At 35.3% G+C, this 18,858-nt stretch carries 15 protein-coding genes, 1 pseudogene and 1 other annotated feature; of the genes and pseudogenes, 2 read left to right on the forward strand and 14 right to left on the reverse strand.

Annotation, left to right across the window (positions count from 1 at the left end):
* The first annotated feature begins 108 nt into the window (after positions 1-108).
* Positions 109-708, forward strand: coding sequence for a recombinase family protein (locus tag IGL24_RS13410; RefSeq protein ID WP_207115855.1), 600 nt, complete (start codon positions 109-111; stop codon positions 706-708).
* A gap of 221 nt (positions 709-929) precedes the next feature.
* Here IGL24_RS13410 and IGL24_RS13415 read toward each other — a convergent pair whose 3' ends face one another.
* From IGL24_RS13415 to hisS, 11 genes and pseudogenes are all read right to left on the reverse strand, one after another.
* Entirely contained in the window at positions 930-1,127 is a 198-nt protein-coding gene (locus tag IGL24_RS13415; RefSeq protein WP_429968497.1) for a hypothetical protein, read from the reverse strand.
* 101 nt (positions 1,128-1,228) lie between these two features.
* The gene (locus tag IGL24_RS13420) at positions 1,229-1,576 is read right to left on the reverse strand and encodes a DUF7006 family protein (RefSeq protein ID WP_207700407.1); all 348 of its coding nucleotides are present in this window, start codon (positions 1,574-1,576) and stop codon (positions 1,229-1,231) included.
* A 78-nt stretch (positions 1,577-1,654) separates the two neighbouring features.
* Entirely contained in the window at positions 1,655-4,654 is a 3,000-nt protein-coding gene (locus IGL24_RS13425; protein WP_207115853.1) for a WxL domain-containing protein, read from the reverse strand.
* A 10-nt stretch (positions 4,655-4,664) separates the two neighbouring features.
* Positions 4,665-5,705 carry a DUF916 and DUF3324 domain-containing protein gene (locus tag IGL24_RS13430; RefSeq protein ID WP_429966343.1) on the reverse strand — a complete coding sequence of 347 codons (1,041 nt, stop codon included), beginning with the start codon at positions 5,703-5,705 and terminating at the stop codon, positions 4,665-4,667.
* Between the two features lie 114 nt (positions 5,706-5,819).
* Complete coding sequence (locus tag IGL24_RS13435) at positions 5,820-6,665, reverse strand: WxL domain-containing protein (protein WP_207700139.1); 846 nt, start codon at positions 6,663-6,665, stop codon at positions 5,820-5,822.
* Positions 6,666-7,260: 595 nt separating this feature from the next.
* Positions 7,261-7,658, reverse strand: a pseudogene (gene tnpA / locus IGL24_RS13440) (IS200/IS605 family transposase).
* Between the two features lie 174 nt (positions 7,659-7,832).
* Positions 7,833-9,320 (reverse strand): helix-turn-helix domain-containing protein, encoded by a 1,488-nt coding sequence (locus IGL24_RS13445; protein WP_207700138.1) that lies wholly within the window; start codon positions 9,318-9,320, stop codon positions 7,833-7,835.
* A gap of 663 nt (positions 9,321-9,983) precedes the next feature.
* Positions 9,984-10,262, reverse strand: coding sequence for a hypothetical protein (locus IGL24_RS13450; protein WP_207700137.1), 279 nt, complete (start codon positions 10,260-10,262; stop codon positions 9,984-9,986).
* A 269-nt stretch (positions 10,263-10,531) separates the two neighbouring features.
* The gene (locus IGL24_RS13455; RefSeq protein WP_206856343.1) at positions 10,532-11,407 is read right to left on the reverse strand and encodes a YitT family protein; all 876 of its coding nucleotides are present in this window, start codon (positions 11,405-11,407) and stop codon (positions 10,532-10,534) included.
* Between the two features lie 206 nt (positions 11,408-11,613).
* Positions 11,614-13,380 (reverse strand): aspartate--tRNA ligase, encoded by a 1,767-nt coding sequence (gene aspS / locus IGL24_RS13460; protein ID WP_206856339.1) that lies wholly within the window; start codon positions 13,378-13,380, stop codon positions 11,614-11,616.
* The gene (gene hisS, locus IGL24_RS13465) at positions 13,380-14,687 is read right to left on the reverse strand and encodes a histidine--tRNA ligase (RefSeq protein ID WP_207700136.1); all 1,308 of its coding nucleotides are present in this window, start codon (positions 14,685-14,687) and stop codon (positions 13,380-13,382) included. Before hisS ends, aspS begins: the two co-directional genes overlap by 1 nt.
* Positions 14,688-14,752: 65 nt before the next feature.
* Positions 14,753-14,964, reverse strand: a binding site (T-box leader).
* A 130-nt stretch (positions 14,965-15,094) separates the two neighbouring features.
* Here hisS and IGL24_RS13470 point away from each other — a divergent pair.
* Complete coding sequence (locus IGL24_RS13470) at positions 15,095-16,045, forward strand: aldo/keto reductase (RefSeq protein WP_207115821.1); 951 nt, start codon at positions 15,095-15,097, stop codon at positions 16,043-16,045.
* Between the two features lie 61 nt (positions 16,046-16,106).
* Here IGL24_RS13470 and relB read toward each other — a convergent pair whose 3' ends face one another.
* The 3 genes from relB to IGL24_RS13485 all read right to left on the reverse strand — a co-directional run bounded on the left by relB (position 16,107) and on the right by IGL24_RS13485 (position 18,728).
* A complete protein-coding gene (gene relB, locus IGL24_RS13475; protein WP_242699785.1) occupies positions 16,107-16,331 on the reverse strand; it encodes a type II toxin-antitoxin system RelB family antitoxin in 225 nt (74 codons plus the stop codon).
* A gap of 161 nt (positions 16,332-16,492) precedes the next feature.
* Positions 16,493-17,752 carry a cytochrome P450 gene (locus tag IGL24_RS13480; RefSeq protein WP_207700135.1) on the reverse strand — a complete coding sequence of 420 codons (1,260 nt, stop codon included), beginning with the start codon at positions 17,750-17,752 and terminating at the stop codon, positions 16,493-16,495.
* Positions 17,753-17,900: 148 nt separating this feature from the next.
* Complete coding sequence (locus IGL24_RS13485) at positions 17,901-18,728, reverse strand: prenyltransferase (protein ID WP_207700134.1); 828 nt, start codon at positions 18,726-18,728, stop codon at positions 17,901-17,903.
* Between the last annotated feature and the right edge of the window lie 130 nt (positions 18,729-18,858).

The raw sequence follows: 18,858 nt of genomic DNA on the forward strand, positions 1-18,858 counted from the left end.
TTCAAGGCAGTGTACCCTAAATATACACTAGCGGATCATTGAAAAATCTCGATTTCTAGTGTGTGATTAGGGTGTATTTTAAATAGTTCGAGAAAGTAGGTAAAAAAATTGAAAGTTGCATATATTCGAGTCTCTTCTCTTGATCAAAATGAACAATGCCAAATTGAAGAAATGAAACAATTTGGAGCAGAAAAAATTTTTATTGAAAAACAATCTGAAGCCACAATTTCAGAACGGCCAATTTTTCAAAAGGCTTTAGATTCTGTACGTGAACAAGATACTTTTATTGTAGAAGCCATTGATCGATTAGGTAGAGATTATGATGAAATTATCGCTTCAGTTAATTACCTAAAAAATAATAACATCCGGCTGATCATTACTAGTCTACCTATAATGGCGGAAGCAATTGGAAATCCACTCCTGGATAAATTCATTAAAGACTTAATCATTCAAATATTGGCCATGATTGCCGAACAGGAACGTAAAGAATCCAAACGACGCCAGGCACAAGGAATTAAGATTGCTAAGGCTAATGGTGTTTATAAAGGCCGTCCTAAGCTATACAGTGCGGACGCAAAAGATCCCCAACGTCGCCTTGTTTATAAAAGCATCGTTGAGGATCTTAATAAGGGGGTTGCTATTTCAAAGATTGCGAAAGACTACAATATTACAAGACAAACAATCTACCGTATCAAAAAAGAGATCTGAACCTATTTCGTGTACATTCTTTTAATGTTATACTTTTTGGCAACTCGCTTCAAAAAAACTAGGCTATTCTTAAAAGAAGTAAAACTCTCTTATACAAAAACATATTTTTTCTTTTACTAAATTAGTTGGCATAATTTTAATTCATTTGTCTTCACTTATATGGTGATTAGGAAAACTAATTTCTATAGAAATTGATACATAATATTCTACTGCATTTTAGTTTAGAGCATCTTAGGTAATTCTTTTAAGAATGCTTTTCTTCGTTCATCGGTTGTACGATTTACTTGAGAGAAATGAATCCACTTCATATTTTTTTGAGGAATTCCTACTCCATTTAATGTGCTGTTCATAAGGACTCCTTCAACAGCATCACCATATTTCGTTAATGACTCTTTTGAGTAAGTGGAAGTTGTTATCACTGTCGTTTTTTCGATATAAGTTAAGAGTGCTTGCCAATATTTTATGCTGGATTTGATATAGTTTGACTTTATGTTATCTTCATTCATATATTTAAAAATATTTATAAAATATTAAAAAAAAGAGACGGTTTTGTTTTTTCACGTAAATTATATCCACTAAGTTCTTTAAAATAAGATTTATAATCGTTACTTATAATTCTTATCATCTCTTCATCTGAAAAGTCACAAATTTCCAGTAATTCTAATACTAAACATAGTTTTGCATCTATTCCTAATATTATAGAAATAGATTTCCAAAAATTATCTTGAGAAATTTGTTCAATACACTTCTCAATTTCCCCAATCTGTTGCTCTATATATTCAATAAATGGGCCTGAGGTAATTTCGTATCTATTAAATTCTTTACAAAAGTCTTCAATATACTTAGGGTAGCCATAAATATAATCCATTTTAGTATCTCTTTTCTCTTAGATTATCGTGTATAACATTAAATTCTAATTTTATTTTGTATACACTAAACCTCAATTTTAAGGAACTATACTTAAAGTCCACAATAAATTAGTATTATATGCCGTTGCATCCGGATTTGAACCTTTGGGGATTTTTAAATATACGCTTTTATTCGCCGTTTCCAAATCACCAAAGCGATAAATCCAGGTTCCTTTTCCTGTATTTTCTTGAGCTTTTAATAATACATGCTTTACGTTAGGGACTAAAGTTATATCATCCGTTTCCTGTAATGAAGGACTATTTCCTCCAATGTTAGTAACTAGCTGTTGATTAGTCATACCTATACTTGCTCCTAAAAGCTCATTTCCTCTGTAATCTGTAAATTGTTTGTTTTGTGTTACTGACAATTCCCAACCTGTTTCACTATTATTAGCTCGACGATCACTTATCTGGATATAATTAGGACGGCTGCCAATGTAATTATTTCCCATGTCATTTAAAATTTTTTGTGAATTAGCATAATAAATTTTATCATTTGCAGAAATTTTTTGTTCTCCAAATACGAATTGAGAAACAAAATCGAGACTCAACAATCCTTGATATTCAGGAACCTCTGGTTTATTTTCAGGATTGACCTCATTTTCAGGATTGATTGGGTCGATAGGATCCGGAGTAGCTTTCTTTCCTTCTACTATAGTACTAGCGATACCATCTTTTCCGTTTAAAAAAGCGTAGGCCGTAACTTCATTACCTGCAGAAAATCTTAATCCTTGCGGTAAAGTATAATTATAATCTCCATTATGATCGGCGATAGTATGAAATTTCTCACTTTCAGAAGTATTTGGGGATAGAATACTTCCTGAAGGTATGGATGAATCTCCTGAAAAACGTATATAACTAAATGGATTCGATTTTCCAGTAATAGTAGTTGAATTTGAAGCTACAGAATCTTCCGACAAAGCATCTATTGTTACTTTTACATCAGGTATCTTTTCAAACAAAACTCTTTGCACATTCTGAGTGGTAAAAAACCTTTCAAAATCCGTAATTATATTTTGGTTAATTGATGAAACACTTTCTATCCTAGATGTAAAATTTGAATAAACTAAATTTAAATTAAAGATTGGTGTCCATGTATAGGTCGGATGCACAGCATTATAGTTCCCTCTAGCCCACATTTTAACTGTCTGAATATCAATTTCTAGTAAACCGCTATCTCCTGCTATTCTTATCAACCCATTTTCCGTAGATGTACCTGATATTTCACTTACACGCTGTAAATTGATTCTTTTTGCATCTACAAATTTAAATTTTGAATTTGAGCTAGTAAAATTCATAATACTTTGATTATTTGACGTACTATCACTTGTTATATCTATAACTGCATCCTTGCCAACACTAAAGTCTGCACTACCCTGTACTTCAATAATATTTGAACTTGATGCTCCCATATTTATTCCTTGAATATGCAGTTTCCCACCATCATCTATTTCAAATTTACTACCTCCATTCATAAAAATAGCATTCCACCATACTCCATTTCTATTATCTTTATCACCTGAAGAAACTACACTTACATAGGAATTTTTTCCAATGCTGACCTTTGAATTCGATGAATAAAGACTAATCCCTCCTCTTTTATTTTGTGTTTTCAATTCAACACGAGCATTTTCTTCCACTATAAAATTTCCATTTCTAAGAAGAATATTTACCCCTTCAATTTCTCCCGCATGACCATTTGCTTCAGCTAGTAAAGTCGAATTCTTTTTTAAAGTCAAGGTTCCACCATTTAAGACATCAATATTCCCAGCACCAATTGTTTTTACATCAAGTGTAGCATTTTCTGAAATCTCTACATTAGATACCTCTAAATTTGCCTGATGGGTAGTATATATTTGCCAGTTTTCTCGAAACTTGGATGTATAATATTGTACTTGATGATTTACAACTGTTCCTTTGATGTATATATCTGTATACGGAGCATGTAATAGCTGATTCCCATAATTTGTAATGTTATAATATGTCATTTTGGATGTACGTTGATTGGAATCACTCAAATTTACCAACGAAATAGGTCCATACCAATTACCGTGGTAAATAGTTAGATTTTTTATTTCTATATCCCATGGAGAAATCTGACTTACAGTTCTATTTTCAAATCCTAACATAATAGACCGAAAATCTATTTGATGATTATTCCCTTCAATTATAACTTTTCTAGATATGGAAGCTTCCCTTAACCGAACAAAGCGCTCGGAATTAGGTACATTGTCAGTATTTCCTTCAGTGATATTCTCAATACCTATTCTAGGATTATTAGGTGTTTCAAAATCCGCAATTATGTTTATTGTATGAATTTCTTTGTTTGAAAAAGCCTTAATGAATTCTTCCCAACTAGCAACATCCTTTATAGTTGGATTTCCAATAACGTTAACCTTCGATTGATTCTTCTTATTATCTTTCAAATCACTATTTTCTTCCAAACCTATTTGATTCGAGTAATTTTCATGCTCTTGTATAATGCTGCTGTTCATTTCATTTCTATCTTCATTTATATTAATGTCTTGGTCCTTATTATGAGCTGCGGCTTCTCTATCTTTGTTATCATTCCACTCTTGAACTTCTATACTATGTTTTACTTCATCAATAGAAAAAGTATGTTTTCCAGAATGTTCTATATTAATTCTGATTTCAAATAAATTTTTAGGTATACTTGATTGTATAACCCATTTTCCATCGCCTGTATTGGTTATTGCTTGATCTGATGTTTTATCATTTATTATTTTGGAATCTAATGGAATACTGATCTCAAACTCTGTTGTCACGTTTCTTGTTTTAACAATCAAAGTAAATTCTTCACCAGCTAAGTATTGTGATTGTGTTTCTTCAAAATAAAAGTCTTCTTTTTTATTTTCTGGATGATCTTTTGAAGGACATGAAGAATCTAGCATTTCATCTAATATAGGTTTATTCTCATCTGCATACAAATAACCTACAGTAAAATTTATAGGGAGTATTATATTTTGAATAAAAACAAATAGTATTGTAACTTTTACTATGATTCTTCGTAGCTTCATTTTTTATAGTCTACTCCTTTATTCTAGATTTTAAAAATAACCATATAATTGTAAGAATTAAAATAATAAGTAATATGGAAACAACCAATGTATTTAATTCATTATTATCTGTAACCGTTACATCTGTGCGATTTAGCTCCCTTGCAACATCCGTCTCTATTTCAAATTCTCTTTTCCATTCCCAAATGTCCTTTCCAGACTGAGCAACTAGTTCTAAAATATAGTCTCCACTTTCAAATTTTTCACCATTTAAAGAAATCGGAAAATTGAAACTAGAGTTTGGCGCCATCTGCATATTTTCCTTTTGAGTGCGATACAAAATTTCATTCTCATTTTTTCGTCTTACAGTTGCATCAACTACTAATTTATTAATAAATGTGGGTGTTATGTTTTGTATTTGTGCGCTTATTACATTACGATAATTAAGTTGATCTGCAAAAACATCTTGTAATTCTAAATATGGTTGCACAGATGATCGGTTGTTGCTTACTAATACTCCAATGATATAAACAAACTCATTTGTAAGTGTAAGGCTATCTTCCTTAGTCTCTTCTCCAATATCGTCATTTATTTCTGCAATTCTCAACCCTCCGGCTAATAAACCATTAAATTGTTCGGTAGGCATATTCAAAGTAATTTCAACATTTTTAGATTCATTGGCAGCAAGCTCAATTGGCTCAATTGGCTCAATCAAATCTTCTAAAGAATGCTCTAACGTAGGGTCAATAAACTCAGCATTTTTTCCGTACTCCACAGAACCTAATACATTGGTAAATGCAGTATGTGCTGTTATTTGTACTTTCTTTTTTCTAGCATTACCGTTTTTTAGATTTAGAGTCAACTTTTGAACACTTCCTGGCTCAGCATTCATGTCAAAGTATCTTACGTTTCCATCAACTTGGCTTTCAGAAAATTCTGGAGTAACATAAAAGTCTAATGACTCTTCAGCAGCTACTACTTTCAGCGGAATAAATATAGCTGTCAATATTAAAAGAATTCCACCTATATAACTTTTAAAATAAAATCTTTCGTATGTATCAATATCTCTCACTTAAATTTCAACCTCTTTCTTTGAGAATAGTAGTATCACAAATTTTGTAATACTACTATATTCGTTATCCTCCACATAAATCTATATTGCTATCTTCTATTATTTCTCCCGTACTCAAATATTTCTATTTGTTACAACAGTGTTGTCTACGTCATCCCCCCCGTCTTCACCATCTTCAACGTCTTCTTCTGGTGTTGTTATTAGTTCCCAAGTTAACTTGGCTTCATAACTTGTAGCATCTTTTGCTGTTGAACCTGGTACAGATAATTGAATAGCATTATTAGTAACAACCTCTACATTTGAAGATGAAAATTGTTCGTTTAAATTTGTTTGATTTCCCCATACAATAGATGAGGATCCGGCTCCTTTTCCTGTCTCAGCAGTCATTACGGAAACTGATCCAACATTAGGAATTAACTTTAATCCTTTTGTATGACCAGTAGGGGCATTATTTTGATTAAGTCCTTCATAACGAACCATTGAATCTACAAAAGTAATTTCTGCTCCGGATAAAACATTGTTTTGTGTATCTGACTTAAAGTCACTTACGCTAACTTTTAAATCCCATCCCGCATTTGTTCCACGCAAATCTTGGACCTGTGCAAATGAAACATATGGTACTAATTCTCCCGTTTCTTTAAGAGGTTGTAATTCAGCAACCATACTGTAGGTTTGATCTTGGTTTGAGATTACTTGCGAACCAAAGCTAATTGTTGCGGCTTTCATAATTGATAAAGGCCCTGTCGTACCTGGAATTTCTGGTTCAAGCTCAACATCTGGACCGCCGCCTTCCGGTCCAACTGGTGGTATAACTATTAGTTCGCCATCTTCATCCGCTACAAATTGAATTTCCCCCTCCGTGATTACCAATCTTGTCTCATCTGCAAAAGCTGAAATCGGTCCTCCTACTAGGATAGTGGATAGTAGTAGAGCGATAGGTGATAAACGTATGGTTTTCATAAAAATATTCCTACTTTCTTTCTATTAAATGTTTGTTGCTTTAGGTCTTATTTCTCCTCTTTAATAATTCGTATCCCAAAATAATTAAAGTTAAGCCTATCCAAAAATTCGTATAAGAACTGAAAAAATTAGTTCTTGGTAAATGTTTTCGATTCTGCGGGCCATTATTCCAAATTTTTTGGGATGTTAAATCGGGAGGGGGAGGGGATGGTTTTCCAACTGGTTCGTAAATACCATAAAATCTAATCGTACCTTCTGTTTTCGTTACATCTAATTCTACGGCCTTTGCATTTAGCGTGAAAAAAATTAAAATCACATAACATACGATCACCCCAAGAAACCTCGGTTTAAAATATTTATTAAAAACTCAAAATTTTATCCCTCCTATTACAGCTTAAATTTAAACTTATTAAATCAATCAGTTTATAGATTAAGATTACAACAATAAAAAAAAATAGGAAATCCATGTTTTTCACCCAGTTGTGAACCCACTTTACTATAATTTAATAGCCCTAGAAGGGCTCACCATTCGCTAGCCCCTTAAAAGGGACTTTTTAAATGACCACCAATCTCTCACACCCCTATCTCTCTTTAACTATTTAAATGGATCTACATACTCTTGTTTACTTATACTATCTCTAATTCGACCACCTGCTTCTTATTCTCGAATATATTTTTCAATTGTTTTTTGATTTAATCCAACCGTTTTCACGTAGTATCCTTTGGACCAAAAGCTTTTATTCCCATACTTATATTTCAAATTCGCATGTTTTTCATGGATTAAGGTTGTACTTTGTCCTTTTAAGTTGCCCATAAAACTAGAATACTAATCTTTGGCGGTATTCTTACTAACATATGAATGTGGTCAGGCATTGCATGAGCTTCAATGATTTCAACGTATTTCATCTCACACAATTTTCTTCATATCTGACCAATACTTACTCTTAACTTTCCATAAATCATTTTTCGTCGATACTTCGGGTTAAAGACTATGTGAACCTTACAATTCCATCTCGTATGTACTAAACTTTTATCGCTAAAACTATTTCGTCCACGCGTAGAAACGTACGTTTTTTTTGTACGCTACGCAAACGAAACTGACTAAAGTCAATAACTAAAAAAGCATACAAAAAGCTGCCTGACAGGCTTTTTGTATGCTTTAAATAATTAATAGTTATGAAAGACTTTACTCATCAGCGGATTCAAGTAAGTAATAATATTTATCCAATCCTGCTTATCAGGAACCTTATTGATTAATAAGTAATCTTTTTTTATAACATAATCTAAAAGATAAGGTCGATAATTTGTTACAATCAAATCAACATCTTGTCCAGAAAGAAAGTTCTCTGTCTGACACTCGATTGGAACAAAAAATACATCGTACTTTGATTGTAAGAATATCTGAGCTTGGGTTCGTATTAATTGAATCAACAAATGATTTCCTTCCAAAATGAATATGATTTTTTTAGAAACCGAGTACTTTGTTAACAAAATCTCCATTAACATTGTTAAGCTAGTTGCGATATCTTCGATATTATCATCAAACAATCGTAGTTCCTTATTTCGCTTTATTATGAAATTAACAAAGCGATTATATTCAATAGGGTAGAATTCTTTCACTATTTGTTTCTCTTCTTTTAATTGCTTGTTCCATATAGGACTAATTACTTCATTTATTTTCCTTGATAAAAAAAACGATAAGAGAAAAGTGAATATCTCTTGTTTTCCTTGATTCAGTATTTGCTCTTCTTTAATGAAATCATTGACTAGAACTGTGATCTGAGGCCATTGATTAAAACGCTCATAAAATAATTTCTCAGCTACCAAATTATCTGAGGTACGTTGACTAGCGGTTAATAAGTGAATTCCTATAACTTCATCTTTTGATAAGTTAATACCATATTCTTTCTTTATAAGTGGTATTAGAGACTCTAGCAATACGAAATCCCTTTTATGATCAAATATCATCTGCCTAACGATTTGAGGCAATTCTATAAATTGTTTTTGAGAGCTTCTTATCATAGAAATGAATAAGTAATAATAAAATGATTGCGCCATAGCTCCCGTATCAATCTCATAATTCCCTAAATCATTTGATAGATGTGATAATACTATCTCATGCAAGCCTTCCGGAGGATATACAGTGTAGGGAGTTTGTTCGCCCTCATAAAAAAAATCATAAAAAAACTTTCTTATATTTGCTTCTTTTCCAGTCAGGTTTACTGGATTCTGTGTTAATCTTATTCCATAATCTGTGAAAATAGGCTCTACTTGAAGAAAAAAGCGTTGTATCTGGCTCTCTGAATAATGATAGTAATCAGCTAAATTAGATAAATTTTCTAAGTCTCCCCAAAATATATTACCTATTACTTCAAACCATAACTCTTCTTCCAAAAGAAGTGTTTTCTTTTCTCTATACAATACACGATCTATTTCTTTAAAAATATATCCAGTATTTTTAGGAATGAATTCAGCAATATTAAAAAAATATTTTTTTAGCTTAGCAATATCTTTTATAATAGTTCGATTAGATGTATCTACACGCTCAGCTAAACCAGCGATTGTAAATTTTTTTTCTTGTTCAATTACCGATAAAATACGCATCCATCGTCGAGTAACCGTATTGGTAATGAATTTTATTTGAAGATCTCGCAAATCTATCCCTCCAGATAGCTTATTCTCTCTTCATACTACCATAAATTTTTTCTGCTTATATATTTCAGCTCTCCTTTTCAAGAAAAATATACTATTCTTCAATTAATATTTTAGATACCCATTGATATACAGAGTATACTTTTTTATCTAGTATGTTTATTTTCAACTGTTCTCAACTGAGTTAATTACTGGAAGAGCTATTAAATGAGGAATATAAATAGATCAAAAAACTGTTAAGTTTCTGACCCTTCAAATGGATTGTTCTAAAATACAATGACTACTATTTTTAGCCTAACATAGATTTTGTTACAAGTTTCTGTAAACGATATTGAATAATCCCCATAGAAATTTGATCAAAAAAAGAGTATCTAGAAACAATGTTTTCTGTACACTTTTTCTCAAAAAATTAACCTTGGATATTTTATGATTCGAGAAATGATTTTGCCCAACCTACATGGCCACTAATAATATTATATATATTTCATCAAAAAGATTGGGCAATAGGGTATACCCTGTTGGCTCAACAATGTTGTTTATATAGCTATGTTGATAACGAAATTTTGATATACAAATACTCTGCCATGCTTGAAATTCTTTAAATGTTAAAAAAAATAAACACAAATTTCCTACATACCTCTTTTCACCTTATTCTTCCCAGGGCAATTAAATAATAGTTGAAAAAATAATAAATAATAACAAAAGTAAAATTCCAACAAGTGGTTCAATCCAAATTTTTTCTGATTTAATAAATACATTCTTTTTATTTTTTACTAGTCCTCCACCATATTCTTTTGGAAGGGTTAGTTCAAAGAGAAAGCCAAATAATAATGGTATCAAAACTGTATACTTAGGTCCTCTTATCAGTAAGTGGACAGCTGAGCAACTAAGGAAGAACTGTATTACTTTGACTATTCTGATAGAACGAATCGTTTTTAATTTCAAGATACTGTCCCCTTTCTTTTATACAAGATCCATAAATTTGTCTTTCCTACTTTCCACTTAAATATATCACGTTATTTTTAAATAATCACAACTCTCTAATGAAGTGTCGTTTTAAACGCAAAACCGCTAAAAATGTTAGAATCTGGACGATAGGATTATATAAAAACTATAAAAACCAATAACTTTTAAGTGCTTTAAATTTAACAAAACAACAAAAAAACACAGCGATAACCATTCAGTTATCCACTGTGTTTTATCTAACTATTTTACTAAATTCCCTCTTCATAAAAACGTCCGAGGATTTGGACATTCTCCGCAATGCTGACAAATGCTTGTGGATCGGATGATTTCATTGCTTCACGTAATAAAGGAAGCTCATAGCGAGTAACGATCGTCATTAGGACCGTTTGTTTGTCGTGTTTATATGCGCCTTCTGCTTCATTGATAATCGTGATGCCACGACGCATACATTTTTGGATTGCTTCGATCACTGCTTCGGGATGTTTTGTCACGATCATGACTTGCATCTTTTTTTGTTTTGTATAGACGACATCGGTTACCTTGCCGCTTACAAAAATCGACAATGCACTATAAAACATATACTGCCAACCGAAGAGCAAGCCCGCAACGAAAACAATCAACGCATTGAAATAAATGGAAATCGAACCGACTGATCGACCGGTTTTTTTGCGGATCGTGATACTCACAATATCTAATCCGCCAGAAGACAAGCCGTTTTTCAACGCTAAGCCAATCCCAACGCCCGTGACTGCACCACCGAATATTGCACAAATGATTGGATCGGTCGAAAGAATCGTTTGCGGCATGATATGAATACTAAGCGATGTTAAGGTCACAGTTATAAATGTAAAAATCGTGAATTTTTTTCCAAGTTTGAACCAAGCTAAAAAAAACAATGGAATGTTTAACAAATACAGTGTAGTTGAAACAGGGATCTCAAAACCAATCACTGATTTTGACAGCGTCGTTAAGATTTGCGCAAGACCTGTTATCCCACTTGAATAGATATTTCCTGGTTGATAAAAAAAATTCAATGCGACTGAAGCAATCAGCGCATAGACGATCGACACCGAAAGTTTGGTCGTATAGTCATGATACGCCCAATTTTCGAAAGTTTTTTTCATGAGAAAAGCCTCGCTTTATCTGGTATGCCCTTATTATAAGATCTTTTAAGATTTAATCAAGAGACATCTTTGAAAAAAAGATTGTAATTTCCAAAATAATAGAAAAAAGGTTGTGTCAGCGTCACACGCACGAATAAATCGCGACTTACCTGTGACACTTTCACAACCTCTAAATTTCTAAAAAAGGAATTTAACTTTACTGCTTGTTACTCAACTTCTGTAACATCGATATTCAATTCAAATAATTGAAGATCAGAAACAGTGCTTGGTGCATCACTCATCACATCGGCTGCTTTACCATTTTTAGGGAAGGCAATCACTTCACGAATATTATCTTCACCTGCAAGTAACATCACAAAGCGATCAAGTCCTAAAGCAATTCCTCCGTGTGGTGGGAAGCCATAGTCTAACGCACTTAACAAGAACCCGAATTGTTCTTCCATTTCTGCTTCAGAGAATCCTAGTGTTTTCAATACTTTTTCTTGTAATTCTCTCGTATGGATACGTAATGATCCTCCGCCTAACTCATAGCCATTCAAGACGATGTCATATGCCTCTGCATAGACTTTAGCTGGATCAGTTGCCAATAATTCAACATCTGATGCTTTTGGCATCGTAAATGGATGGTGAGCGGAAACATAGCGGCCTTCTTCAGCTGAATATTCAAATTGTGGCCATTCTGTCACCCATAAGAAATTGAATTTTGACTCGTCGATCAAGCCTAATTCTTTTCCTAAGCGGGAACGGATCGCGCCAAGCGTTGCGGCAACGACTTCTTCTTTATCCGCACCAAATAATAAAATATCGCCGACTTCAGCGTTGGTTGCTTCAATCAGTGCTTCAGATGCTTCGCCCATGAATTTCGCGATTGGACCTTTCAAGCCATCTTCTTCCACTTTTAACCATGCTAAGCCTTTTGCACCGAACTGAGTGGCATATTGGCCAAGATTGTCTAGGTCTTTACGAGAATACTTGCTTGCTGCATTTTTCGCATTCAATGCTTTGACCACTCCGCCATTTTCAAGTGCCATTTGGAAGACTTTAAATTCAACGTCTTTCACAACAGTACTCAAGTCGATCAATTCCATGTCAAAACGTGTATCAGGTTTGTCACTTCCATAGCGACTCATTGCTTCATCATACGTCATGCGTGGGAATGGCAAAGTGACTTCGATGCCACGTACGTCTTTCATCACTTTAGCAATCAAACCTTCTGTATACGTTTGGATTTCTTCAGCGGTCAAGAACGTTGTTTCGATATCGACTTGCGTAAATTCTGGTTGACGATCGCCACGTAAATCTTCATCACGGAAGCAACGAACGATTTGATAGTAACGATCAAATCCAGCGTTCATCAATAATTGTTTGAATAGTTGTGGTGATTGTGGCAATGCATAGAAATGCCCTGCATGGATACGTGAAGGAACTAAGTAATCTCTTGCTCCTTCAGGTGTTGATTTACCTAGATATGGTGTTTCAATATCCAAGAAATCATGGTCATCCAAATAGTGACGGATCGCTTTTGTTGTATCGTTACGCAATTTGATGTTTTTCGTCATTTTTGGACGACGTAAGTCAAGATAGCGATATTTCAAACGGATCTCATCGTTGATCGTTTGCTCATCTTCAATCAAGAAAGGCGGTGTTTTAGCTTGGTTCAAGATAATGATCTCATCCGCAATGATCTCAAACTCACCAGTTGCCATTTTAGGATTGATTGCTAGTTCATCACGATTTTTGACTGTTCCAGTTACTTCAATGACGTATTCACTACGGCATTTATCGGCGATTTTCCATGCTTCTTTATTGATTTCTGGATTAAAGACGATTTGAACGATTCCTTCACGGTCACGTAGATCGATAAAGATCACGCCACCTAAGTCACGTCTTTTTTGTACCCAGCCTTTTAATGTGACTGTTTGTCCTAACTGCTTTTCTGAAACAAGTCCACAGTATACTGTTCGTTGTGCCATCATTTTTCCTCCTGTTCAGTCGATAACGTCATTTCATCATAAACTTTGTCAAAGTGGTTATAGATTTCTTCTAATGCATAACTTTTCTCTGTACGATTAGCCATTGATTTGACGTTGATTGTTTGATTTGCTAATTCGTCGGCGCCGATCACTAAGACCAACTTCGCATCGGCTTTATCTGCTGTCTTAAATTGGGCTTTCGCTTTACGTCCCATGAAATCACGATCGGCAGAAAAACCAAAATCACGGATTGCTTGAACGATTTTCAATGCTTCGATATTTGTTTCTTCACCTAGTGCGACAACATAAGCATCTAATGAATTCAATACAGGGACAGCGACTTCCTCCGCTTCCATCGTTAATAGAATACGTTCGATCCCCATCGCAAAACCAAATCCAGGTGTCGCTGGTCCGCCTAGTTCTTCAACTAAGTTGTCGTAACGACCTCCAGCACAGATCGTTGCTTGTGCGCCCATTTTAGGTGCGTCACTCATTACTTCAAAAATCGTATGCGTATAATAATCCAATCCACGAACCATGTTGCTGTCGATTTCGTACGGCACATCTAACGCATCCAACATGGCAATCACTGTTTCAAAATGCGCTTTGGCTTTTTCACTTAAATAATCTAAGATCGATGGCGCTTCTGCGACAAATTTTTGATCACGTTTATCTTTGCTGTCTAATACACGCAAAGGATTTTCGTGTAAGCGGCGTTGTGAATCTTCACTTAATTCAGCTTCGAATGGGACAAGATAATCGATCAACGCTTGGCGATAGGCTTGACGTGTTTCTTGATCCCCTAAAGAGTTGATCACTAAGCGGATTTGACTGATCCCAAGTTGTTTGAAGAAGTCTAACGCCATCACCATGCTTTCAACATCTGTCGCAGGATTTTCAGAGCCAAATGCTTCTACACCGATTTGGTGGAATTGACGTAAGCGGCCTTTTTGGGGACGCTCATAACGAAACATTGGTCCCATATAAAATGTTTTGTAAGGTTTAGTATATTCTGGCCCAAATAATTTGTTTTCAACAAACGAACGAACGATTGGCGCAGTTCCTTCTGGTCGTAACGTCACATGACGCTCGCCCTTATCGTAAAAATCATACATTTCTTTTGAAACGATGTCCGTCGTATCGCCTACACTGCGAGCGATCACTTCGTAATGTTCAAAAATCGGCGTGCGGATCTCATTATATTGATAATCTTTGAATAATAAACGGGCAGTTTCTTCAACAAATTGCCATTTTTCGGATTCTCCAGGTAAAATATCATTTGTTCCTTTTGGTCTTTGGAAGTTCATCTTTTTCTCTCCTTTTCTTCACACTATGTAGTCAATGCAAACAAAAAACACCCTTGTTCGCCATGAACAAGGGTGAATGATTATTTCATACACGGTACCACCTATATTTGAAAGATTGCTCTTTCCTCTCACGATTAACGCTCGTCTACGGGACGGCTTTGCACGCGTCCATCTCCAGAGTGTCTTTCAGAAACTACTTGTTTTAGATCGCTCTCAGCCACGACGATCCTCTCTTATAAAGCCTTTAGTTACTTACTCGCTCTTTCATCGATATTTAAATATTAATTATAACCTACTAAAAACACAGCTTAAAGTCAAGTATATTCTTGCTGATTTCTTTTTCAAAGTCTTTTTGATTCAGCTTTTGTTCTTTTTGATTTAGACTAAATAAAAAAGGAGGTAGAAAAATGTCAGAAGTAAAAATTGGTCATTCTCAAGTATATGCCGAAGCAATCGGCTTAGGTGCAAATGCAGTCGGAGGTCATAATCTTTTTTCTGGATTAGCGGATGAAACCGGAAAAGAAGTTGTCAGAGCCGCCTTAGATAATGGCTTGAACCTCATCGATACTGCTTATATTTATGGTGAAGGTCGTTCAGAACAATTGATCGGAGAAGTCTTGCAAGAACCAGCTTATGATCGTTCCCGCATCATCATTGCCACCAAAGCGGCACACCTGCCAGATCAACCGAAAAAATTTGATAATTCTCCTGAATTTTTGAAAAAGTCAGTCGATGAAGCTTTAGAACGTTTGCAGACAGATTACATCGATATTTTTTATATCCATTTTCCAGATGAAGAGACGCCTAAAAACGAGGCAGTTGCCGCTTTGCACGAACTGAAAGAGGCAGGGAAAATCCGTGCGATCGGTGTATCGAATTTCACGTTAGAGCAGTTGAAAGAAGGCAATCAAGAGGGCTATATCGATATCGTACAGGATCAATTCAGTTTGATCCATCGCACAGCGGAAAAAGAGTTATTCCCTTATCTTGAAGCCAATGCAATTGGTTTTGTGCCTTATTTCCCACTTGCCTCAGGTTTATTGACAGGAAAGTATGATTTAGAAAGTCCGAAACATTTTTCTGCTGATGATCCTAGAAAAAACAAACCAAACTTTCAAGGTGAGCGCTATGAACGTATCATTGCAGCGGTCGACCAGCTAAAACCAATTGCTGAAAAGTATCAAGCAACAACTGCTCAATTAGTCTTAGCATGGTACATCGCGCACCCACGTATCTCATTTGTCATTCCTGGTGCCAAGAAACCAGAACAAGTCGCAGATAATGCCAAAGCTTTGGATATTCATTTATCTTTAGAAGATGCCCAAACAATCGATCAGTTATTCCGAGAGTTTGAATAGTACCCAAAAACAACCATCGCAAGAAAATGCGGTGGTTGTTTTTTATTATGTACAAGATGTTTCAGCATAATCCTAGCTCTTTTTTCATTTCGTCATGCGAGACACTTTCATCAAATTTCTGATGCTCCTTCATCGCTTCATTATAGATCGCCAAGTCAATTTGTTTTTCTAGCGTACCTAATATCATCGTTCTGGCTAATTCCGATATTGTCAGTCCTTTCAAATCAGCCATTGCCAATATCCATGCTGTTCCTCTGATACCCGAATGGTAATTTTGCTCATTCATTTATCCCTTCTGTGTATTGTTTTAGAACGAGGTCGGAAGAGAAGGTCTCTATCACCTAAGAGGCTTCTTCTCTTCCACTACCTAATCGATTCTAAGGTGAGAGAAAAGTGAATGATACTTTTGTCTCTCACTCAATGATCAGCTCAAGCTGAAAACCTACGTTACTCTTTATATAACAATCCTCGACTATTCGGATAAGTGGGAAATTGATTGAATGGAATCGTCCAATCTTGTTCTGGAACAGAAAAGGCAAAACGATTCACTAATTGATCAGAAAAGACGCGCAAACTATGCAAAGTGATCCATTCACCTGCGCATCGGTGCATTCGTCGGAAATCACCGCCACCTTGAGCAATCATTTCGTACTCTTCTTCATAGGAAATTTTTTTCGCTTTGTCGATATATCGTTTGATCAAAAACGCCTCGGGGGAATCAATCGTTCGTTCGTCATGATTCGTTCCATACAAATCTAAGATCACCCAGCTGTCTTTAGGGATGCGATAACCATCTACTTCAACATCTTGTAAAGCAAATGCCGGTAACATTGGGAAAAATGGATAGTATCGACGCATTTCTTGGATAAAAGGATCTTGTAACTGAGTAAAATCATTTTTTAGTTGTTGATAGATATCTGGACGACTGAATAGCGCATGTCCCATCAATACTGCCCATACTGTCAATGCCACAGTCGGCCGAATGATATTCAACAATTCCACCGCTGCAATATCCAAAGGCAAAAGATTCCCTTTAAGGTCAGTCGCATTCGCAAAAGCATAGAGCGCTACATTTTCTTTTCCGGCTATTGGATTTTCTCGTGCTTCTTCTAACAACTCTTGCGCCCATTTTTCTGATTTTTTTCGATTCTCTACTCCTTTAAAATGATCGATCGGCGAAGTCACTGTTCCACTGATCATGGCGATTTGATAATCTGCCAATTGGTTGATCTCTTCTTCTGAATAATCCGCTAAGTTGATTCCAGACCATTCACAAATGGCGGTAAAAAGTACTTTTTTACTCAGATCAAATAACTCAAAGGTACCATGCTGTTGTTCCAACTCTTGCGCCAACACTCGATCTAATATTTGATGATAGTCTTCCATTCGCTCTGGCGTCATCAAATCCATAAAAATTGCTTTACGATGATGATGCTCCGCACCATCTAAAGACTGCACCCCATCTTTACCAAACAATGTTTTTTGTACCATTTTAGGCATTGCGCCTTCTCTTTTGAAATTTCTTGGATCATAAAAACGTTTCGCTGCCTCTTCTCCGTAGATGATTACAGCTTCCTTATTGAATATCTTTGCTTTCACAACAGGTGATTGGGCTTCTTCTCTTAATGTTCCTAGCATTTTGTAGCCTTCGTTATAGTATTTTTTGATTTCAGTCATTTTGATATCGACCACTGGAATTTCTTGCATCTTTTTATTCCTCCTAATAAATAACTTTAGATATTATTAGGATACTCCTTGTCAGATAGAACTGACAAAAGAAGTGTTTGAGGCAAAACTCGATCATTTTTCCTCTTGTGCCGCCTATCCTCGAATAAATGACTTCCTCACGACTCATTCAAGTTAAATAAAATTTCATTATAACGTTCCGTCGTTCCGTCGCTCTGTCACTCACTTGTCCTTTTTCACAAAAAGATAATTTTCTTAACTTAGGTACCACTCTTTCCACTCGAATCATCCCCTCGTCTAATTGGGAAGCCAACGAATGTAGTGCTTCTTTAAATCGCACGTCTTTTCTAGCATATTTGTAAAAAGATAGAACATAGACATAATAAAATAAATTGTAGCTTCTAAATGGGTATTCTACTTGCATGAATAGTGTACCAATCCCATGATGGCAAGGTCCGATCGGTTGTTTGATCGTCCAATGCGTCAATAAAAATTCCACTGCTTGGTCCAACTGCTCATCATTGTTGATCCATTCGGAGAAACGAAAAGCATCTAAAACTGTTAAGGTCGTCATCGGTGTAGAAAATTCAGTTTCAGGACCTTTGCCATAACTATACTTATTGCACTTCCATCCGCCATCATCTTCTTGAGTCGCTAGAAAATAATCAAATGTCTTTTTGAGTCTCTTGTCTGTTGCATGATCCAAATAACACAATGTTCGAAGTGCAGCGGCCGTATGGCAGGGGTAGATCGCACCCTTTGGCGAAACTTTGAACCGTCCATCTTCCCGCCATGTTTCAAAGATCAAATTCGCCGTTTCTTGCATGACCTTTTCTCCAGGTAAAACACCGGCATCTAAAAGATACAACGGGCATTCTAACGTAGTAAAAGGGGCGCCTTTGATCAACTTTTTATCTGGTGTTGCCCAGTAATCAAAGCCATTATCGTAGCGATGAGAAAGGATTTCGTCTATCGTTGCTTGATTCTTATTAGCCATTGGCAAGCACCTCCTAGCCTCTATTTTAACTTATCTACGTACTCCTGACGAACAAAAACAGAAAGCGCATTCTCAAATTGAGAACATAGCAAACAAAAATAAGCCTGATTTTGAAATATTCCATCAAAAT

The organism is Enterococcus sp. DIV2371, assembly GCF_050498525.1.
GTDB classification, from domain to species: Bacteria; Bacillota; Bacilli; order Lactobacillales; family Enterococcaceae; genus Enterococcus_B; species Enterococcus_B mangumiae.